The following is a 20724-nucleotide window of genomic DNA, read 5'->3' as shown; positions in this document are numbered from 1 at the left end:
CAGGCCCCCTCTGGGACCCGCCCCCTCCCCCTGCAGATCGAGGAGCGTCGCGCATGGCCGAGTCAGCCCAGTCCTTCGATCTGATCACTATGGGCCGGATCGGAGTGGATCTCTACCCTCTACAGACAGGCGTGCCTTTGGAGCGGGTGGAGACCTTCGGAAAATTCCTCGGCGGTTCGGCCACCAACGTAGCGGTTGCGGCAGCCCGGCTCGGACGCGGGACCGCGGTGATCACCCGCACCGGCGACGACCCCTTCGGCGTCTATCTGCACGAAGCGCTCAGGGAGTTCGGCGTGGACGACCGCTGGGTCACACCGGTCGCCGAATACCCGACCCCGGTCACCTTCTGCGAGATCTTCCCGCCGGACGACTTCCCGCTGTACTTCTACCGGCAGCCCAAGGCGCCCGACCTGGAGATCCGCACGGACGAGCTGGACTTCTTCGCTATCCGCGCGGCCCGGGTCTTCTGGATCACCGGCACCGGCCTGAGCGAGGAACCGAGCCGCTCCGCCACGCTCGCCGCCCTCAAGGCGCGCCACAGGGCGGGCATCACGGTCTTCGACCTCGACTGGCGGCCGATGTTCTGGCGGGACCCTGAGGAGGCCCGACCGTACTACGCCGAAGCGCTGCGTCACGCAACGGTCGCGGTCGGCAACCTCGACGAGTGCGAGATCGCCACCGGCGTCCGCGAACCGCGCGCCTGCGCCCAGGCGTTGCTTGACGCGGGCGTCGAACTCGCCGTCGTCAAACAAGGCCCCAAGGGCGTCCTGGCCATGCACCGCGACGGCACGACCGCCGAAGTGGCACCGGTCCCGGTCGAGGTGCTCAACGGCCTCGGCGCGGGCGACGCGTTCGGCGGCTCTCTCTGCCACGGGCTGCTGTCCGGCTGGGAGTTGGAGACAACCATGCGGTACGCCAACGCGGCCGGCGCCCTGGTCGCCTCCCGGCTCGCCTGCTCCTCCGCGATGCCGACCGAGTCCGAGGTCGAGGCCCTCCTCGTAAGTGCCGAAGCAGTTACTGAAGCAATCGCCGAAGCAGGCACCCGAGTGAGCGGCTGAGCGCCGTGGAGTACGCGGCCGACCGAGCCACCCCTGAACGGAGCTTCTCTTGAGCATCAGCATCGCCGACCTGGTCACGGTCAGAGCCCGGCATCCGGAGGCCGTCGCCGAGGCGGCCGCCCGGCGGGTGCGCCGCCCGCTGCTCGGTGACAGCGGCCGGCTGATGATCGTGGCCGCCGACCATCCGGCGCGCGGCGCCCTCGGCGTCGGCGGCCGGCGCGGCGCCATGGCCAACCGGGCCGATCTCCTGGAGCGCCTGTGCGTCGCGCTGTCCCGGCCGGGCGTCGACGGGGTGCTGGCCACCGCCGACATCCTGGAGGACCTGCTGCTGCTCGGGGTTCTGGACGGCAAGGTCGTGATGGGCTCGATGAACCGCGGCGGCCTCTCCGGCGCCAGCTTCGAGATGGACGACCGGTTCACCGGCCACCGCGCCCAGGACATCGCCCGGCTCCGCTTCGACGCGGGCAAGCTGCTGCTCCGTATCGACTACGCCGACGCGGGCTCGCTGACCACCCTGGAGTCCACCGCGCGCGCCATCGACGACATGGCGGCGGCTCGACTCCCGCTGTTCGTCGAGCCGTTCATCTCCCGCCGGATCGACGGCGCGGTCCGCAACGACCTGTCCGCCGAGGCCGTCATCCGCTCGATCGCCATCGCCTCGGGCCTCGGCGGCACCTCCGCCTACACCTGGCTGAAACTCCCCGTCACCCACGACCCGGACGACATGGCCGAGGTCCTGGAGACGTCGACCCTGCCCGCCGTCCTCCTCGGCGGCGAGGTCGGGGACGACCAGGAGGGCGCGTACGAACGCTGGCGCAAGGCGCTGCGCCTGCCCACCGTCCAGGGCATGGTCGTCGGCCGCTCCCTGCTGTACCCCGCCGAGGGCAGCGTGGAGACGGCCGTGGACACGGCCGTGGGCCTGTTGTGAACCGGAGGCACACGATGACCAGTGCGTTTCACCTTCCCGCCGGAAAGGCCCTGGGCGGCCCCTACGTCGTGGACGTCACCCCCGAGTCCGCCGTCTGGGGCTACTCCAGCCTGCGCGTCCTGGAGCTGCCGCCGGGCGGCGGGCACACCTTCGACACGGGCGACAGCGAGTGGATCGTGCTGCCGCTGAGCGGCGCCTGCACCGTCGCCGCCGACGACGACTTCGGTCACGAGACCTTCCAACTCCACGGCCGCGACAGCGTGTTCACCGGCGTCAGCGACTTCGGTTACGTCCCACGCGATTCCCGTACGACGATCTCGTCGACCGGCGGCGGACGCTTCGCCCTCACCGGCGCGCGCTGCACCCGCCGTCTGCCCGCCCGTTACGGACCGGCCTCGGCGGTACCGGTGGAGCTGCGCGGCACCGGGAACAGCTCCCGTCAGGTCAACAACTTCGGCGCGGCAGGAGTTTTCGAGTGCGACAAGCTGATCGCGGTCGAGGTGATCACGCCGGGCGGCAACTGGTCGTCGTTCCCGCCGCACAAGCACGACGAGCACCGCCCCGGCGAGGAGTCGGTGCTCGAGGAGATCTACTACTTCGAGTTCGCCGACCACGACGGCACTCCCGGCCTCGGCTACCAGCGCGTCTCCCCGTCCGGCCAGGGCCGTAACACGGACGTGCTGGCCGAAGTGCGCGGCGGAGACGTCGTGTTGATCCCCGACGGCTGGCACGGGCCCTCGATGGCGGTGCCGGGCCACCACATGTACTACCTCAACGTCATGGCGGGTCCCGAGGACGACCGCGCCTGGCTGATCTGCGACCACCCCGATCACGCCTGGGTCCGCGGCACTTGGCCCGAGCAGCCCGTCGACCCCCGCCTCCCCCTCTACACGGCACCGGAGAAGTCCTGATGAGCATCCCCACCCGCCGCCTGACCGTCGCCCAGGCCCTGGTGCGCTTCCTGTCGGTCCAGTACACGGAGCGCGACGGCGTACGGCACCGGCTGATCGCCGGTACCTGGGGCATCTTCGGCCACGGCAATGTGGCCGGCATCGGGCAGGCGCTCCTGGAGGTCGGCGAGGAGGCGATGCCATACCACCAGGGCCGCAACGAGCAGGCCATGGTGCACGCGGCGGTCGGCTACGCCCGCCACCTCGACCGGCTGTCCGCGCAGGCGGTCACCACCTCCATCGGACCGGGCGCCACCAACCTCGTCACGGGCGCCGCACTGGCGACGGTCAACCGCCTTCCGGTCCTGCTCCTGCCTGGCGACTACTTCGCCACGCGCGCCGCCGACCCGCTCCTCCAGCAGTTGGAGCACCCGGTCGAGGCGGATCTGTCGGTCAACGACACGCTGCGCCCGGTGTCCCGCTACTTCGACCGGATCACGCGCCCCGAGGCATTGATCCCGTCCGCTCTGAACGCCATGCGGGTGCTCGCCGATCCGGTCGAGACCGGAGCCGTAACTCTCGCTCTGCCGCAGGACGTTCAGGCCGAGGCCCACGACTGGCCCGAGGAGTTCTTCGCCGAGCGCGTCTGGCGCGTACGGCGGCCCGCGCCCGACCCGTTCGAGCTGGCGGAGGCGGTGGCTGCGATCCGGGCCGCCGAGCGCCCGCTGATCGTCGCGGGCGGCGGAGTCCACCACAGCCACGCCGAGGACGCGCTGAAGACCCTGGTGGACGCCACCGGCATCCCGGTCGCCTCCACCCAGGCGGGCAAGGGCTCACTCCGCCACGACCACCCCGCCGACCTGGGCGGCATCGGCCACACCGGAACAGCGGTCAGCGACGATCTCGCGCGCACCGCCGACCTCGTCATCGGCGTCGGCACCCGCTACACCGACTTCACCACGGCCTCCGGCACCCTCTTCCAGAACCCGGACGTCCGCTTCGTCAATCTCAACATCGCCGCGTTCGACGCGCACAAGCTGGCGGCGCGGACGCTGGTCGCGGATGCGCGGGCCGGTCTGGAGGCGCTTGCCTCAGAACTCCGGGGCCATCGCGTCGACGCCGGCTACGAGGCCGAGTACCGCACCGGCAAAGGGCGTTGGGAGCAGGTGGTCGAGGCGGCCTACCGCGCCGAGGACGAGAACGCCGTGCCGACGCAGACCCAGGTGCTCGGCGCCCTCGACGCGGTCGTGGGCGCCGAGGACGTGGTGATCAACGCGGCCGGTTCGCTCCCCGGCGACCTGCACAAGCTGTGGCGGGCGCGCAGCCCCCGCCAGTACCACCTGGAGTACGGCTACTCCTGCATGGGCTACGAGATCCCGGCCGGCATCGGAGTCCAGCAGGCCGCCCCCGGCACGCCGGTCTGGTCGCTGGTCGGCGACGGCACCTATCTGATGATGCCCACCGAGATCGTCACCGCCGTCCAGGAGCGCCTGCCCGTCAACCTGGTGCTGATCCAGAACCACGGCTACGCCTCCATCGGCGGCCTCTCCGAGTCGGTCGGCGGCGAACGCCTCGGCACCGCCTACCGCTACCGCGCCGCCGACGGCACCTTCACCGGCGCCCCGCTCCCGGTCGACCTCGCCGCCAACGCGGCCAGCCTCGGCATGGACGTGCTGCGCGCCAAGACGGTCCGCGAACTGCGCGAGGCGCTCGCCACGGCCCGCGCCTCCGACCGGCCGACCTGTGTGTACGTCGAGACGGACACCGCCACGTCGAACGCTCCCCCGGCCGAGGCCTGGTGGGACGTCCCGGTGGCCGAGGTGTCGTCCCGCGAGGCCGCGACGACCGCCCGCTCGGCCTACGACCGCCAGGTCGGCGACCGCCGCCGCCACCTCTGAACTTCCCTCCACCGAAAGGCCCTTGCACCATGAAGACCATCACCCACTGGATCGACGGCAAGCCCGTCGAAGGCACGTCGGGCCGTTTCGGACCTGTGTACAACCCGGCCACCGGCGCGCAGGAGAAGCAGGCCGCCTTCGCGACCGTGGACGACGTGGACGCCGCCGTGGCCTCCGCGAGGGCCGCGTTCGAGAGCTGGGGCACGGCCTCGATCGCCAGGCGCACGGCGATCCTGTTCAAGTACCGCGAGCTGCTGGACGCGCATCGTGACGAGATCGCCGAGCTGATCACCGCAGAGCACGGCAAGGTGCACTCGGACGCGCTCGGCGAGGTCGCGCGTGGCATGGAGATCGTCGAACTGGCCTGCGGGATCAGCGTGCAGCTCAAGGGCGAGCTGTCCACGCAGGTGTCGACCCGCGTGGATGTGGCCTCAATCCGGCAGCCGCTGGGGGTGGTTGCGGGTATCACGCCGTTCAACTTCCCTGCCATGGTGCCGATGTGGATGTTCCCGATCGCCATCGCATGCGGCAACACCTTCGTGCTGAAGCCGAGCGAGAAGGACCCGTCGGCCTCCTTCCGGCTGGCCGAACTGGCCTCCGAAGCGGGCCTGCCCGACGGCGTGCTGAACGTCGTACAGGGCGACAAGGTGGCCGTCGACCGCATCCTGGAGCACCCGGACATCGAGGCGGTGTCCTTCGTCGGCTCGACGCCGATCGCAAAGTACATCCAGCTCAAGGCAGTTGAGCACGGCAAGCGCGTACAGGCTCTGGGCGGCGCCAAGAACCACATGCTGGTGCTGCCGGACGCCGACCTGGACTTCGCCGCCGACCAGGCGATCAACGCGGCCTACGGCTCGGCGGGCGAGCGCTGCATGGCGGTGTCGGTCGTGGTCGCGGTGGGCGGCACCGGTGACGAGCTGGTCGCCAAGATCGCCGAGCGCGCCGGAAAGCTGCGCATCGGCCCGGGCAACGACCCGGCCTCCGAGATGGGCCCGCTGATCACCCGCGAGCACCGCGACAAGGTCGCCTCGTACGTCGCTTCGGCCGCCGAGCAGGGCGCACAGGTCGTGGTCGACGGCACCGGCTTCTCGGTCGACGGCCACGAGGACGGCTTCTTCCTCGGCGTCTCCCTCCTGGACAAGGTGCCGCTGACGGCGGACGCCTACCGCGACGAGATCTTCGGCCCGGTGCTCGTCGTCGTCCGCGCGGAGTCGTACGACGAGGCCATCAAGCTGATCAACGACTCCCGTTGGGGCAACGGCACCGCGATCTTCACCCGCGACGGCGGCGCCGCCCGCCGCTTCCAGCTGGAGGTCAAGGCGGGCATGGTCGGCGTGAACGTGCCGATCCCGGTGCCCGTCGGCTACCACTCCTTCGGCGGCTGGAAGGACTCCCTCTTCGGCGACCTGCATGTGTACGGCAACGACGGCGTCGCCTTCTACACCCAGGGCAAGGTGATCACCACGCGCTGGCCGGACCCGTCCGACGCCGGGATCAACCTCGGCTTCCCCAGCCACTCCTGACCCTCACCGACGATCCGAGAGGAGGAGCCGCCGTGGCCGCGACCCGTGACCGCTCCCGTGCCGTGACCGCCCCCGCACTCGACGCCGTGAACTTCGCCCTGAACCGCAGCAGTCCGGTGCCCTTGTACTACCAGCTCGCCCAGCAACTGGAGGCGGCGATCGAGCACGGGTCCCTTGCCCCGGGAAACCTCCTGGGCAACGAGGTCGACCTCTCCGTGCGCCTGGGCCTGTCCCGGCCCACCGTCCGCCAGGCGATCCAGTCCCTCGTCGACAAGGGCCTGCTGGTGCGCCGGCGCGGGGTGGGTACGCAGGTGGTGCACAGCCAGGTCAAGCGGCCACTGGAACTCAGCAGTCTCTACGACGACCTGGAGTCGGCCGGGCAGGGCCCCTCCACCCAGGTGGTGCGCAACGAGGGCGTGCCCGCGACCGCCGATGTCGCGGCCGCCCTCGGTGTCGCGGAGGGCAGCGAGGTCACCCTCCTGGAGCGGCTGCGCGCCACGCACGGCCAGCCCATGGCCCTGCTCTGCAACTACCTGCCCGCGAACCTGCTCGAACTCGACACCGCCCGGCTGGAGTCGACCGGCCTGTACCGGATGATGCGCACCGCGGGCATCACCCTGCACAGCGCCCGCCAGACCATCGGCGCCCGCTCGGCCACCGCCGAGGAGGCCGCCCGCCTCGACGAGCAGGAGGGGGCGGCACTGCTCACCATGCAGCGGACGGCGTACGACGACACGGGCCGTGCGGTCGAGTACGGGACGCACATCTACCGCGCGTCCCGGTACACCTTCGACTTCCAGTTGCTGGTCAGAAACTGACGTAGGACTCGCCTCGGCTCAGGTGCTGATTGCCCTGAGGATCAGCCGGCTGTAGCGGCGCCGGACGGCCGGATCGCGGATTTCCATGGCGCCGAGCTGCCGGGTGTAGCGGCCGAAGAGCACCCGGAAGTCCTAGATGGTGACCTCCGGGCCGATCCCGCCCTGTTCCCTGGCGGCGCCCAGCAGGGCTTCGATGCCGGTCATGATGTTGCGGTTGAGCTCCTCGGAGCTCTCGGGGACGACGTCCGCCAGTCCCCGGTCGCCCGCGAGCCGCTCTGCCACGTCGCCCAGAAGGGCACTCAGCGCGGGGTAGGCGTCAGCCTCCGCCAACGCCTGTGCGATCCGGTGTTCCATCCACCGCTGCAGAAGCTCTTCGAGGACTGAGTGACCGAGACGATGCGGGGCAGGTTCGTCCATCGATGCGAGGAGATGTTGTCGTTGAGCCACTCCCCTGAACCGGCGCCCGTGTTCGCGTCGAACTTCCACTCGCGTAGGTCGCCGAGTCCTACGCCGTTGTAGACGCCCCGGCGTGCGCCTGTGTAGTTCAGGCCCCAGTACACCCAGATGTCGTCCAGGTTGCCGGGGTAACCGTTGTTCCAGAGCGAGCTCACTTGGTTGCGGCAGCTGCCCCAGTCCGGGGCTTCTCCCGACCAGTCGTCGCACCATCCCGAGTGGTTGCTGTTGTAGTAGACGTGGAGATAACCGTCGGCGAGCTGGCTCTTCGAAGGCTCGGGAACGGGTTCCGATGCCTGAGCGGCCAGCGGAGTGGCTGCCACCGTCACCGGTCACTGCCGTCGCATACCTCCGCGCCGAATCGATCTCCCTGACCTTCGACCCGACCACCCGGACCCTGACCGCAGACACCCCACGAGGGAAAAGGATCGCCATCGACTGACAGGCACCACGGGCCACACGCGCGTGCACAACCACAGAGAAGGAGGAACAACGAAACACCCGCGCCCGACCAAAAGCCGGAGGCGGGTGTCAATTTGCCCTGCCCGCAAAACGGGCCTGAAGGGGGCCAATAGTGTGTCCGAGGGGGGACTTGAACCCCCACACCCGATAAAGGGTACTAGCACCTCAAGCTAGCGCGTCTGCCATTCCGCCACCCGGACTGGGTGTCTGCCACCTGGACGGGGGTGTTCCCCGTGGCGACATGCACAACAATACCAAGGTTTCGGAGCGCCTTTCACCTGCATATCCGGGCTGTCGGAGCGGGTACGCGGGCCCGCACTGAGGTGCTGTACGAGTCTCACCATGAGTGACGCGGGGACTACGGGAGAGACGGCGGGCGGCGCCCGGTTCCTGGGCGCCGCCCGCGCTGATCTCACCTCACGGCATGAGGTGGTAGTCAGGGAAGTTGCCCGGCAGCCGCTCCCCCGCCGGTCCCTGTGTCACCGCGCGCACCAGCAGTTCGCCGCCCACGAAGGCACCGCGCCACGACGCGCCGAAGCCGCCGAAGAGCTCGTCGCGGTCACCGCGGGAGCGGGGCTTGCCGTGCCCGACCTTGAACGCCCGGATCTGCGGTGCAAGGCGGTCGTACGTCGACTTGTCGTCCGTCGACAGGGTGGCGACCAGTGCGCCGTTGGACGCGTTCATGGCGGCGAGCAGCTCGGCCTCGGTGTCGACCAGGACGATGGTGTCGACCGGGCCGAAGGGTTCCGCGTGGTGCAGCGGTGAGGACGGGGGCGGGTTGAGGATCGTGACGGGATGGACGTACGCCGAGGTGTCCTGGCCCGGCAGGAAGCGCGCGTCGGACAGGTTGCCGCGGTGCAGCGGGACGGCGCCCCGGTCGATGGCCTCGGCGACCTGGTCGTGCAGGTCCTTGGCCTTGGCCGCGTTGATCACGGGGCCGAAGTCCAGGGACGGGAACGGGTCGTCGGGGTGCTCGACCGCGAGCGGGTGGCCGATGCGCAGGGTGCGGACCGCCGGGAGGTAGGCGTCCAGGAACTCGTCGAACAGGGTGCGCTGGACGACGAACCGCGGGTAGGCGGTGCAGCGCTGCTTGCCGTAGTCGAAGAGCTTGGGGATGACGGCGGTCAGTGAGTCCCAGTCCGAGTGGTTCCAGATGCCCCAGGTGTTCAGGCCCTCCTGCTCCAGGACGTGTCGCTTGCCCAGGTCGGCGACGGCGGTGGCCACCGCGGCGCCCGTGTCACGGCCGCCGACGAAGGAGACGCAGCCGATCTCGGGCGCGCGGACGAGCGCCTCGGACAGCTCGCGTCCACTGCCGCTGACGAGGGTGACGGGGATCCCTTCGCGCACGGCGAGTGCGCTGGCCAGGGTGAGGCAGGCGACGCCGCCGTCGGTCGGGGTCTTGGCGATGACCGCGTTGCCGGCCAGTGCCTGCACCAGCATTGCGTGAACGAGCACGCTCATCGGGTAGTTCCAGCTCGCGATGTTGGACACGGGCCCCTCCAGCGGGGTCCGGCCCTCCACCATGGGCTCGATGCCGTCGACGTACCAGCGCACGCCGTCGATGGCCCGGTCCACGTCGGCCTGGGCGAGCCGCCAGGGCTTGCCTATCTCCCAGACCAACAGGAGGGCGAGCAGTTCGCGGTGCTCGGTCAGCGCGTCGAGGGTCGCCGCGACGCGGGCCCGGCGCTCCGCGAGTGGCACATGGCGCCAGGCGCGGTGCTGGTCGAGCGAGGCGCGCACGGCCTGCTGGGCGGTGGCGCCGTCCAGGCGCGGCGGCCCCGCGATGGGGCTGCCGTCGACGGGGCTGATGGCGGGCAGCGCCCGGCCGTCCGCCTGCCAGCCGGAGCCCCAGAGGTTGAGGACCCGGTCGCCCTGGAACGCTTCCGGCGCCACCTGGAGGCAGCGCTGCCAGGCGTCGTTCCAGGACGTACCGGCCTTAAGGACGAGGTTGGTGGTGTCGAGGGTGGTTGTCATTGGATGTCTCCGCTCTCGGTGCACAGTCGGGGGCGGGGGGCCTGGCTTCTGCCGAACCGCAGGAAGCTCTGGCCCGCGCAAGCAGGTGTCGCGTACGTACGGAGTGGCTGTGAGGCAGCTGTGTCCGTACGAAGGAACGTAGTGAGGCCGTAATGTCTCCGGCAGTCACCTCACGTCAACTATGAGTGACGTCACGTTCCGCTTCGAGCTGGTTCAGTACCAGCCGCGCCGTCTCGGTCGGGGTGCCGCCCACGCGCACTCCGACCGCCTCCAGGGCCTTCTTCTTCGCCTGGGCGGTGCCCGACGAGCCGGAGACGATGGCGCCCGCGTGCCCCATGGTCTTTCCTTCGGGCGCGGTGAATCCGGCGATGTAGCCGACGACGGGCTTGGTGATGTGGTCGCGGATGTACGCGGCCGCCCGTTCCTCGGCATCGCCGCCGATCTCCCCGATGAGAACGATCAGTTCGGTGTCGGGGTCTTCCTGGAAGGCCGCCAGGCAGTCGATGTGGGTGGTGCCGACGACGGGGTCGCCGCCGATGCCGACACAGGTGGAGAAGCCGATATCTCTCAGCTCGTACATGAGCTGGTAGGTGAGGGTGCCGGACTTGGAGACCAGGCCGATGCGGCCGGGCTTGGTGATGTCGGCGGGGATGATGCCCGCGTTCGACTCGCCGGGACTGATCAGGCCGGGACAGTTGGGGCCGATGACCCGTGTGCCCTTCGCAGCGGCGTACGCGTTGAAGACCACTGAGTCGTGGACCGGGATGCCCTCGGTGATGACGACGGCGAGTCCGATCCCGGCGTCGGCGGCCTCAAGTACGGCCGCTTTGGCGAAGGCCGGCGGGACGAAGACGACGCTCACGTCCGCTCCGGTGGCCTCGATGCCCTCGCGCACCGACCCGAACACGGGTACCGCGCGGTCGTCGAAGTCGACGGTCCGGCCCGCCTTGCGCGGGTTGACGCCGCCGACGACGTCGGTGCCGGCCGCGAGCATCCGCCGGGTGTGCTTCATGCCCTCCGCGCCGGTCATGCCCTGGACGAGAACCTTGGATTCCTTGCTCAGAAAGATGGCCATGTCCACTTCCTTCAGGCGGCGTTGGCGAGTTGGGCGGCGCGACGCGCGGCACCGTCCATGGTGGTGGCCTGCTGCACCAGAGGGTGGGCGCGGTCGTCGAGGATGGCGCGGCCGCGGACGGCGTTGTTGCCGTCGAGGCGGACCACCAGCGGCTTGGTGAGGTGGACCGTGTCCAGGGCCTGCACGATGCCGTCGGCGACCGCGTCGCAGGCGGTGATCCCGCCGAAGACGTTGACGAAGACGGACTTCACGTCCGGGTCGGAGAGGATCACGGACAGGCCGTCGGCCATGATCTGGGCGGAGGCCCCGCCGCCGATGTCGAGGAAGTTCGCCGGGCGGGCTCCGCAGCCGGCGACCACGTCGAGCGTCGACATGACCAGGCCCGCGCCATTGCCGATGATGCCGACCTCGCCGTCGAGCTTGACGTAGTTGAGGCCCTTGGCGGCGGCCGCCGCCTCCAGCGGATCGTCGTGCTCGGTGCCCTGCTCGCCCCAGCGCGCCTGCCGGAAGCGGGCGTTGTCGTCGAGGGTCACCTTGCCGTCCAGGGCCAGGATCTGCCCCTTGGAGGTGCGGACGAGGGGGTTCACTTCGACGAGGACGGCATCCTCTCGAGTCAGCACCTGCCACAGTCGAACCAGGACGTCAACTGCCTGTGGTGGTAGGCCTGCTACCTGGATAATTTCGGTCGCCTTTGCGGACGTGACGCCTTCCGCGGGGTCGATCGGAATGCGCGCTACCGCTTCTGGCCTGCTAGCAGCCACTTCTTCGATCTCCATGCCGCCCTCGGCGGAGGCAATCGCGATGAATTGTCCGGCCGCCCTGTCGAGGACGTAGGAGACGTAGAACTCGCTCTCGATGTCCACGAGTTGGGCCAGCATCACGCTGCGAACGACGTGACCCTTGATGTCCATTCCGAGTATCTGACGCGCCGTCAGCTCGGCTGCGGCCGGGTCCGGGGCGACTTTCACCCCGCCCGCCTTGCCGCGCCCGCCGATCTTCACCTGGGCCTTTACCACCACATTGCCACCCAGTCGACGGGCGATCTCGCGCGCCTCCCGGGGGGAGTCCGTGACCTCGGCCCGCGGCACCACGATGCCGTGTTCCTCGAAGAGTGCCCGCGCCTGGTGTTCGTACAGGTCCATCATCAGGCTCCTGTCTTAAAAGTGGTGCACGCCCCCTGGACATCACCCATCGGATGCGGGATAACAATCTTCATACAGTATCCGTCGACTGTATGCAATGTGCCGAGCAGGGCTCAGGACCTGCGACGCCAGGGCGCTGGAAGCAACGGACAAGTGAGGTGACCTGTGACTACGAAGGCTCTCGAAGGCATCCGAGTCCTCGACATGACACATGTGCAGTCCGGTCCCTCGGCGACCCAGCTCCTGGCCTGGCTGGGTGCGGACGTCCTCAAGCTGGAGGCGCCGACCGGTGACATCACACGTAGACAACTGCGCGACCTCCCGGACGTCGACTCCCTCTACTTCACGATGCTCAACAGCAACAAGCGAAGCATCACCCTCAACACCAAAACCGAACGCGGCAAGCAGCTCCTCACCGAACTGATCAGCCGCTGTGACGTGATGGTCGAGAACTTCGGGCCCGGCGCCATCGACCGCATGGGCTTCCCGTGGGAGCGCATCCGCGAGATCAACCCGCGCATCGTGTACGCGTCCATCAAGGGCTTCGGCGAAGGCCCGTACACCAACTACAAGGCGTACGAGGTCGTCGCCCAGGCCATGGGCGGAGCCATGGCGACCACTGGCTTCGAGGACGGCCCGCCACTGGCGACCGGCGCGCAGATCGGCGACTCGGGCACCGGCATCCACGCCGTGGCAGGGATCCTCGCGGCGCTGTTCCAACGGGAGAACACCGGCCGCGGCCAGCGGGTCAATGTGGCCATGCAGCATGCTGTGCTCAACCTCTGCCGGGTGAAGCTGCGCGATCAGCAGCGCCTGGCCCATGGTCCACTCGCCGAATATCCCAACGAGGACTTCGGCGACGAGGTTCCCAGGTCGGGGAACGCCTCCGGCGGCGGCCAGCCCGGCTGGGCGGTCAAATGCGCCCCCGGCGGCCCCAACGACTATGTGTACGTGATCGTCCAGCCCGTCGGCTGGAAGCCGATCACCGCACTCCTGGGCCGGCCCGAGCTGGCCGAGGACCCCGAGTGGGCCACCCCCGAGGCGCGGCTGCCTAAGCTGGAGAAGATGTTCCAGCTGATCGAGGAGTGGACCAGCACCCTCTCCAAGATGGAGGTGCTGGAGCGGCTCAACGCCCACCACATCCCCTGCGGCCCGATCCTGTCCACGAAGGAGATCATCGAGGACGCCTCGCTGGTCGCCAACGAGATGGTCGTGACAGTGCCGCACCCCGAGCGGGGCGAGTTCGTGACCGTGGGCAGCCCGCTGAAGCTTTCCGACTCCCCCGTCGACGTGACCAGCCCGCCGCTGCTCGGCGAGCACAACGAAGAGGTCTACATCGGCGAACTCGGCCTCGGGGACGAGGAGCTACGGCTCCTCAGGTCGAGCGGGGTGATCTGACGTGACCACCGACGCGTACGGGATCACGGTCATCCATGAGATGGCCGTCCCGGACCACGAGCGGGAGGCAGGCGCCTCCCCGTACACGACCGAGAAGCCCATGGCCGCACTCCGCGCGAAGTACCGCCGGGGGCGGACGGCAGGGCTGTTGGGGGGCCGGTTCATGACCTAAGTCCGTGCGGGGGGACCCACGGTGCGCGTTGGCCACCCCCGGGACCCATAAGCGCACGAAAGGCATTTGGCAGGGGGCGCTGTCCAGATCTTTCGACGCAAGGGGTGCTTGAGCAATGACAACCACCGACTTCACAAAGCCCGTCTCCTACAGGGAGGTGACGGACACCAATGGCCGCCGGTACCGCATCGGAGAGACCGATCGGGACATCATGGGGCGACCACGATGGACCATGGTGCTCTTCCCATGGATGGGCATGCTGGGCATCAGCTCCTCGGAGTACGCGTTCACCTCGGCCGAGGACACGCTGCACGAGGCACACCTGTGGAACAGCGGGCACATCTTCTGGCTGATGGGCGTCTGGATCTTCTTCCAGGCAGCCGTCGCCTTCCCGGCCGGGCAACTCCGTGAGAGCGGAAAGCTGCCCGCGCGGTACGCCATGTTCCTCGGCGCGCTCGGTACGTTGCTGGGCTATCTCTCGCTCGCGTACGCACCGCACGTGATCGTCGCGTACATCGGGTTCGGCATGTTCAGCGGTATCGGAGCCGGTCTCGTCTACGCGACCTCCGTGAACATGGTCGGCAAGTGGTATCCGGAGCGCAAGGGTGGCAAGACCGGCCTGGTCAACGGCGGTTTCGCCTATGGCTCGGTGCCCTTCGTGTTCCTGTTCACGTCCTACTTGGACCTGAGCAACTACAAGACCGTCCTGGTTGCGGTCGGTGTGGTCTGCTGCACCGTCGTCGCCTTCGCGGGCTGGTTCTTCAAGGACCCGCCCAAGGGCTGGTGGCCGGCGCACGCCGACCCGCTGAAGGCCTCGGAAGACCCGAGGGTCCGCAAGGCGCTGGCGAAGAACCCGCCGGCGGTGAAGCAGTACACCCCCAAGGAGGCAGCACGTACACCTCTGCTCTGGATGATGTGGTTCTGCCTGCTGTGCACGGCCGGAATCAACATCTTCGGTATCGCATTCCAGGTGCCGTTCGGCAAGGACATGGGCTTCGCGGGCGGGATCGTGGCCACGGCGATGTCCCTGAAGGCCATCGTCAACGGCACCGGACGCGGCATCATCGGCTGGATATCCGACCAGGTCGGCCGACGCAAGACACTGATCATCGTGTGTCTGGTGCTCGGTACCGCCCAGTTCGGTGTGCTGGTCTCCGGCCAGATGGGCAGCATGCCGTTCTTCCTGTTCTGCTCCATGGTCTCCGGATTCGGCGGCGGCGCGATCTTCCCGCTCTTCGCCGCCATGACGGCTGACTACTTCGGCGAGGACAACAACGCCTCCAACTACGGAATCGTCTACAGCTCGAAGTTGATCTCGGGCCTGGTGGGCTCAGGCGTCGGCGCGCTGGTCGTCGACGCGTGGGACTACGAAGGTGCCTTCGTGATCGCCGGATCCATCGGGCTGATGTCGGCCGTGCTGGCGACGTTCCTCAAATCTCCGGGCAGGCCCAAGCCGCAAGATGCCCGGCGCATAGTTCCCAACCCGCAACCGCTTGGCGAGGAGATGGCGTAATGACGGCGGAACCAATCGCCGCGAAAGACTCGTCGGACAATTCCGACGCCTCGAACCGCGCATACCGTGAAGTCACCGATTCCCGGGGCCGTGTCTACCGGATCGGCGAAACGGACCGGGACATCCTGGGCCACTCACGCAAGTTCATGGTGTACCTGCCATGGATAGCCATGATGGCGATCAGCGTGTTCGAGTACGCGTACGGATCGGCCGAGGACACCCTGTCCCATGGACATGGCTGGACACAGAGCAACACCTTCTGGATTCTCAGCGTCTGGATCTTCTTCCAGGCCGGAATCGCCTTCCCCGCGGGCTGGCTGCGGGAGAAGGGGATACTGACCGCCCGCAAGGCCATGTACACGGGGTCGGTCATGTGTCTGCTGGGCTTCCTCGCCCTGTCGCACCTCGACAACGTCGTCCTGGCCATCCTGGGCTTCGGTGTCATCGGGGGCGTCGGCTCCGGCCTGGTGTACGCGACCTGCATCAACATGGTCGGCAAGTGGTTCCCCGAGCGACGTGGTGCGAAGACAGGATTCGTCAACGGCGGATTCGCGTACGGCTCCCTGCCGTTCATCTTCATCTTCAACTACGCGTTCGACACGGCCAACTACCACCGTGTGCTGGACCTCATCGGTGTCTACATCATGGTCGTGGTGCTGGCGACCGCGTTCTTCTTCAAGGACCCGCCGAAGAACTGGTGGCCCGCGGACATCGATCCGCTGACCTACGGCAGCACCACGAAGGGCGCGGCCAGCCTCGCCAAGAACCCTCCCGCGGTGAAGCAGTACACACCCAAGGAGGCCATCAGGACCGGGATGCTCCCCCTGATGTGGGTCGCCCTCGTCATGAGCGCGGGCGTATCCATCTTCGGCATCTCGTTCCAGGTCGACTTCGCCAAGGAGGTGGGCTTCGGTCCCCTCGTGGCGGCGTCTTCGATGGGTGTCATGGCCGTCATCAACGGCATCGGCCGTGGAGTGGTGGGCTGGCTGTCCGACACCTTGGGCCGTAAGCAGACCCTGGTGTCCGTCATCGTCATCCTGGGGCTCGCGCAGTTCGGCGTGATCTGGGCCGGTGACATCAAGAGCGAGTGGCTGTTCCTGGTGTTCGCCTTCCTCTCCGGCTTCGGCGGCGGTGCCTTCTATCCGCTGTTCGCGGCTCTGACGCCGGACTACTTCGGCGAGAACTACAACGCCACCAACTACGGGCTGGTGTACAGCGGCAAGCTGATCAGCGGCCTGTTCGGTGGCGGTCTCGGCTCTATGGTGGTCGCCGCCTGGGGTTACAACGGCGCCTACGCGCTGGCCGGCAGCATCTCCATGGTGGCGGCGGCGATAGCACTGCTCCTGCGCCAGCCGGGGCAGAACCGCACGGTGAAGGCATCCGTACCACAGCCGCAACCGGTGGGCTGAGCAAGGAGGTTCCGGTCGGCTGAGCACGTGCCGACCGGCGAAGCAAGGCAGTCCTGACATCGGGCGGCCCTCCCCACGTTCTGACTCGCGGGGAGGGCCGCCCGTCTGTGTTGCACGCGGTTCCGCTACCTGCGCTTCTTGCGGAGGGCCGCGAGGTTGTCGTAGCCGGTCTTCGCGTACGTCAGTGACTGCGCGAGATCCGTGGAACTCGGGGCGTTGTCCTGCTCGACCATCGGGTTGTGGTAGTTCCGCTCGCCGACGCGGGAGAAGAACGTGGTGTAGTCGATGACGCCGGTACCGAAAGGCACCATGTCGTAACCCATGCCGTTGGTGGTGTTGACGGTGCCGTCCTTCGCGTGGAACAGCGGGTAGCGCTTGTTGTTGCGGACGACGAGACCCGCCGGGTCGAAGACCTTCTCCCGGGTGGAGCCGTCGTGGGCGGTGTAGGTGTGGAACTTGTACTGGGCCACGTGCGCCCAGAAGATGTCCATCTCGAGCCAGACCAGTTTCGGGTCCGTGACCTTCAGGAAGTACTCCAGCTTGCGGATGCCGGAGCTGCGGGTGGGGCGGCCCTGGGCGTCGAGCGGCCCCCCGTCGAGCAGGAATCCATACGCCGCGTCGTGGTTGTGGGTGTACAGCTTGACGCCCTCACGGCGGGCGATCGCACCGAGCGCGTTCCATTTGTCGGCCGCCACGTCCCAGTCGGCGCGGTAGTCGCTGCCGGTGGGGTCGCCGCCGGTGCCCATGTGCGCGAGGCCCAGGATATTGGCGATCTCCAGGTGCCGCTTGAAGGTGTCGAGGTCGGGTGTCGTGAGCGGCCAGGACGGCGGTATGTAGCCGTGGTTGCCCTGCGCCCGCAGTCCGTAGTCGTCGAGCCAGGAGCGCAGCAGCTTTGCGCCCGTCACGGACTCCAGGTTGGCGCCGCCCGGGGCGTTGGCGTGCTGGCCGTATCCGGCGAACTCCACCTGCCGGTAGCCGTACCGCGAGAGCTGCTTGAAGACCTCTCGGAATCCGGAGGGCAGATCGGTGGTGAGCGGGTCACGGCCCGTGGCGTCACGGACGGTGTAGAGGATGATGCCGCGCCTGTTCGCGGGCACCAGGACCTCGCCGCGGTGGCCGCCGCCTCCCCGGCTCTGGGCCAGGGCCGGCGAGGCGCCGAAGACGGGTGCGGCGATCGCGGCGGTCGCAACGGCGGTGCAGGTGCTCAGAAAGCTGCGGCGGCCGACGCCGAGAGTGCGGCGCAGGGCCTCGTCGGTGCCGTCGGTGCCGACGGCTCTGTCGGTTCCGGGGGTGTGCTGAAGGTCGGTCACGGGTGCCTTCTCTCCTGTTGTTGCAGGTCAGACGCGTGCGTGCGGCTCCGCTGCACGCGTTGTCAGTGGCGCGTGCTTCACTTTCCGTAATTGCTCGTCACGTCTTGTCACGACTCGTCATGCGAGGCCGGCCAGGGTGAGGAGCAGGGATTTCACTTCGGTGGCCGCGACGCGGCCGGTGACTGTGCGGGGGGTGGAGCAGATGATGAGCGGACCGTCGTCGTCGCTCATGGGGAGGCGGCCGTGGCTGCCTCGAATAGGCGCGGGATCCAGCGGCACGACCGCCATGCGGTAGCGCATGCCGAGCTTCTTGCGGGCCAGCGCGCCCGCCGCCTTCACCTTCACATAAGGGTCGAGGGGGTCCATGAAGAGTTCGACCGGGTCGTAGCCGGGTTTGCGGTGGATCTCGACGAGCTGCGCGAAGTCGGGCGCGTGTGCGTCGTCGAGCCAGTAGTAGTACGTGAACCAGGCGTCCGGTTCCGCGACGGCGACGAGCTCGCCCGATCGCGGATGGTCGAGGTGGTGGGTCTTCTTGCCCTCGTCGTCGAGGAGTTGGTCGATGCCGGGCAGATCGGCGAGTGCCGCTTTCGTGGCGTCCAGGTCCTCGGGGCGGCGCACGTAGACATGGGCGATCTGGTGGTCGGCGACCGCGAAGGCGCGGGAGGCCATCGGGTCGAGGTACTCCATGCCGTCCTGCGTGTGCACTTCGAGGAGTCCGGCGCGGCGCAGGGCGCGGTTGATGTCGACGGGTCGGTTCACGCGGGTGATGCCGTACTCGGAGAGCGCGACGACGGTTCGGCCCTCGGCCTTCGCGTCGTCGAGAAGGGGAGCCATGGCCGCGTCGAGGTCCGCGGCCGCCTGGAGGGAGCGCGGGTCGTCGGGACCGAAGCGCTGCAGGTCGTAGTCGAGGTGAGGGAGGTAGCAGAGGGTCAGGTCGGGGTGCCTGGTGCGGATGATGTGGCGGGTCGCGTCGATGATCCAGCGGCTGGAGACGAGGTCGGCGCCGGGACCCCAGAAGTGGAACAGCGGGAACACACCGAGTTTGTCGGTGAGTTCGTCGTGCAGGGCCGGGGGCCGGGTGTAACAGTCGGGTTCCTTGCGGCCGTCGGCGTAGTAGACGGGACGGGGAGTGACGATGAAGTCGGTGTCGGCGCCCATGGCGAACCACCAGCAGATATTGGCGACCGTGTAGCCGGGGTGCGCGCGGCGGGCGGCATCCCACACCTTGTCGCCCGAGACCAGGCCGTTGTGCTGACGCCACAGGAGTACGTCGCCGAGCTCGCGGAAGTACCAGCCGTTGCCGACGATCCCGTGCTCGGAGGGGTGGGCGCCGGTGAGGAAGGTGGACTGGGCGGCGCAGGTGACGGCGGGCAGAACCGTGCCGAGCGGGGCGCGGGAGCCGGACTGGCCGAGCGCCTTGAGGTGGGGCATGTGGTCGAGGAGGCGGGGGGTGAGGCCTACGACGTCCAGGACGAGGAGCGGGGTGGGGCGCCCGGCATGTTCCGGTGAGGTGCTCTCGGGTGCTGTGCTCACGGCAGCTCCTTGAGGCCGAGGTCGGTCAACAGGTCGCGGGCGAGAGTGAGTTCGGCGGCGATGCCGTCGGCGAGCTGGGCTCGGGCGCGGGGGCGCAGTTCGGGTGGGAGGGCCTGCCAGGTGTAGGTCTCGACCTCCAGATGGTGGGTGAGCGGGTGCGGGCCGCCGACGAGACGGGTCAGGGCGGCGCGGAGTACGGGGAGTGTGGAGGTGAGGGGCGCGGCGGGGGCCGCGTGCAGCGGGACGTGGAAGTGGGCGCGCCAGGGTGCGCCGTCGGGCAGGGCGTCGCCGGCGAGGGCCTCACCCAGGTCGTCGGTGCCGCGCAGACCGGCGGACGTCCGGGTGCGGGTCTGGTGCAGGAAACGGGGTTCGTCGAAGGCGGCGAGGGCTGTTCGGACTTCGGGGAGATGGGGGTGTTCGGCGTGCAGGGCGGCTGAGAGCTGGGACTTGACGACGGGGACGCGGGCCTGTGCGAGGGCGTCCAGGGCGGTGTCCGGGTCTTCGAAGGAGGTGGCGAGGTGGCAGGTGTCGACGCAGATGCCGATGCGGGGGTGGCCGATGGCGGTGAGCGGGGCGATGGCGTCGTGCGTGGTCTCGACGGTGCAGCCGGGTTCCGGCTCCAGGCCGATGCGGATGGAGCGGCCGGTGAGTTCGTCGAGGGCGTCGAGTCGTTCGGCGAGCGTGGTCAGCGCGGTGCGGGCCGTCGCCGCCCGCTGGTCGTCGTACGCGGTGCGCCAGGCCAGCGGCAGGGTGGAGATGGTGCCTTCGGTGACGTCGTCGGGGAGCAGCTGGGCGAGGACACGGGCCAGGGCGGTGGTGTGGGCGAGGCGCTCCGGGTCGGCCCAGTCCGGCTGGTAGACGCGGTACTTGACCTCTTCGGCGCCGAAGCCCTCATACGGGAAGCCGTTCAGGGTGACGACTTCCAGTCCGCGGCGGTCGAGTTCGGTGCGCAGGCCGCGCAGTGCGGACGGGTCGGTGACCAGGGCGTGGGCGGCGTCCCTGGCGAGCCACAGACCGATACCGAGGCGGTCGCGGCCGAGGCGCCGGCGGACGGGTTCGCAGTGGTCGCGGAGTTGGGCGAGGACACCGTCGAGGGTCTCGGCCGGGTGGACGTTGGTGCAGTAGGCGAGGTGGACGGTCGAGCCGTCGGGGTGGCGGAAGCGCATCG

The 20724-nt window shown here is 68.8% G+C and carries 18 protein-coding genes and 1 tRNA gene; 10 read left to right on the top strand and 9 right to left on the bottom strand.

Features of this window, described 5'->3' with window-relative positions:
- Positions 1-53: 53 nt before the first annotated feature.
- Genes iolC through ACFVKT_RS00370 form a run of 6 tightly spaced genes read left to right on the top strand, consistent with a single transcriptional unit; the run spans position 54 to position 7115 of the window.
- Positions 54-1058: a 5-dehydro-2-deoxygluconokinase gene (iolC, locus tag ACFVKT_RS00395; RefSeq protein WP_385725992.1), complete on the top strand. Its 1005-nt coding sequence runs from the start codon at positions 54-56 to the stop codon at positions 1056-1058.
- A gap of 49 nt (positions 1059-1107) precedes the next feature.
- Positions 1108-1986 (top strand): deoxyribose-phosphate aldolase, encoded by an 879-nt coding sequence (locus tag ACFVKT_RS00390; protein ID WP_385725990.1) that lies wholly within the window; start codon positions 1108-1110, stop codon positions 1984-1986.
- A 14-nt stretch (positions 1987-2000) separates the two neighbouring features.
- Positions 2001-2897: a 5-deoxy-glucuronate isomerase gene (gene iolB / locus ACFVKT_RS00385; protein ID WP_385725988.1), complete on the top strand. Its 897-nt coding sequence runs from the start codon at positions 2001-2003 to the stop codon at positions 2895-2897.
- Positions 2897-4774 carry a 3D-(3,5/4)-trihydroxycyclohexane-1,2-dione acylhydrolase (decyclizing) gene (iolD, locus tag ACFVKT_RS00380; RefSeq protein WP_385725986.1) on the top strand — a complete coding sequence of 626 codons (1878 nt, stop codon included), beginning with the start codon at positions 2897-2899 and terminating at the stop codon, positions 4772-4774. The genes iolB and iolD overlap by 1 nt, the downstream gene beginning before the upstream one ends.
- 29 nt (positions 4775-4803) lie before the next feature.
- The gene (locus tag ACFVKT_RS00375; protein ID WP_385725984.1) at positions 4804-6297 is read left to right on the top strand and encodes a CoA-acylating methylmalonate-semialdehyde dehydrogenase; all 1494 of its coding nucleotides are present in this window, start codon (positions 4804-4806) and stop codon (positions 6295-6297) included.
- Positions 6298-6329: 32 nt separating this feature from the next.
- Positions 6330-7115: a GntR family transcriptional regulator gene (locus ACFVKT_RS00370; protein ID WP_385725982.1), complete on the top strand. Its 786-nt coding sequence runs from the start codon at positions 6330-6332 to the stop codon at positions 7113-7115.
- Between the two features lie 132 nt (positions 7116-7247).
- On the opposite strand, the gene ACFVKT_RS00365 is transcribed toward ACFVKT_RS00370, so the two are convergent.
- From ACFVKT_RS00365 to sucC, 6 genes are all read right to left on the bottom strand, one after another.
- The gene (locus ACFVKT_RS00365; protein WP_385725980.1) at positions 7248-7397 is read right to left on the bottom strand and encodes a hypothetical protein; all 150 of its coding nucleotides are present in this window, start codon (positions 7395-7397) and stop codon (positions 7248-7250) included.
- Between the two features lie 17 nt (positions 7398-7414).
- A complete protein-coding gene (locus ACFVKT_RS00360) occupies positions 7415-7891 on the bottom strand; it encodes a hypothetical protein (protein ID WP_385725978.1) in 477 nt (158 codons plus the stop codon).
- A 254-nt stretch (positions 7892-8145) separates the two neighbouring features.
- Positions 8146-8230 (bottom strand) — tRNA-Leu (locus tag ACFVKT_RS00355).
- A 217-nt stretch (positions 8231-8447) separates the two neighbouring features.
- Positions 8448-10004, bottom strand: a complete 1557-nt coding sequence (locus tag ACFVKT_RS00350) for an aldehyde dehydrogenase family protein (RefSeq protein ID WP_385725976.1) — start codon at positions 10002-10004, stop codon at positions 8448-8450.
- A gap of 175 nt (positions 10005-10179) precedes the next feature.
- The gene (sucD, locus tag ACFVKT_RS00345; RefSeq protein WP_385725974.1) at positions 10180-11079 is read right to left on the bottom strand and encodes a succinate--CoA ligase subunit alpha; all 900 of its coding nucleotides are present in this window, start codon (positions 11077-11079) and stop codon (positions 10180-10182) included.
- Between the two features lie 11 nt (positions 11080-11090).
- Entirely contained in the window at positions 11091-12221 is a 1131-nt protein-coding gene (gene sucC / locus ACFVKT_RS00340) for an ADP-forming succinate--CoA ligase subunit beta (RefSeq protein WP_385728062.1), read from the bottom strand.
- Positions 12222-12386: 165 nt separating this feature from the next.
- On the opposite strand from sucC, the gene frc reads away from it, so the two are divergent.
- The 4 genes from frc to ACFVKT_RS00320 all read left to right on the top strand — a co-directional run bounded on the left by frc (position 12387) and on the right by ACFVKT_RS00320 (position 16713).
- Positions 12387-13619 carry a formyl-CoA transferase gene (gene frc, locus ACFVKT_RS00335; RefSeq protein ID WP_385725972.1) on the top strand — a complete coding sequence of 411 codons (1233 nt, stop codon included), beginning with the start codon at positions 12387-12389 and terminating at the stop codon, positions 13617-13619.
- 1 nt (position 13620) lies between these two features.
- Positions 13621-13791, top strand: coding sequence for a hypothetical protein (locus ACFVKT_RS00330; RefSeq protein ID WP_385725970.1), 171 nt, complete (start codon positions 13621-13623; stop codon positions 13789-13791).
- A gap of 115 nt (positions 13792-13906) precedes the next feature.
- Positions 13907-15304 (top strand): OFA family MFS transporter, encoded by a 1398-nt coding sequence (locus tag ACFVKT_RS00325; protein WP_385725968.1) that lies wholly within the window; start codon positions 13907-13909, stop codon positions 15302-15304.
- Positions 15304-16713, top strand: a complete 1410-nt coding sequence (locus ACFVKT_RS00320) for an OFA family MFS transporter (RefSeq protein WP_385725966.1) — start codon at positions 15304-15306, stop codon at positions 16711-16713. The genes ACFVKT_RS00325 and ACFVKT_RS00320 overlap by 1 nt, the downstream gene beginning before the upstream one ends.
- Before the next feature lie 125 nt (positions 16714-16838).
- Here ACFVKT_RS00320 and ACFVKT_RS00315 read toward each other — a convergent pair whose 3' ends face one another.
- The 3 genes from ACFVKT_RS00315 to eboE form a co-directional block, all read right to left on the bottom strand.
- Entirely contained in the window at positions 16839-18023 is a 1185-nt protein-coding gene (locus tag ACFVKT_RS00315; protein WP_385725964.1) for a sugar phosphate isomerase/epimerase family protein, read from the bottom strand.
- 117 nt (positions 18024-18140) lie between these two features.
- The gene (locus ACFVKT_RS00310) at positions 18141-19556 is read right to left on the bottom strand and encodes an alkaline phosphatase family protein (protein WP_385725962.1); all 1416 of its coding nucleotides are present in this window, start codon (positions 19554-19556) and stop codon (positions 18141-18143) included.
- Positions 19553-20722: a metabolite traffic protein EboE gene (eboE, locus tag ACFVKT_RS00305; protein WP_385725960.1), complete on the bottom strand. Its 1170-nt coding sequence runs from the start codon at positions 20720-20722 to the stop codon at positions 19553-19555. Before eboE ends, ACFVKT_RS00310 begins: the two co-directional genes overlap by 4 nt.
- Positions 20723-20724: the final 2 nt, after the last annotated feature.

This window comes from Streptomyces sp. NPDC127595 (assembly GCF_042671685.1).
Taxonomy (GTDB): domain Bacteria; phylum Actinomycetota; class Actinomycetes; order Streptomycetales; family Streptomycetaceae; genus Streptomyces.
Note: the sequence above shows the minus strand (reverse complement) of the source record. Positions and strands in the feature narration are given on the sequence as shown.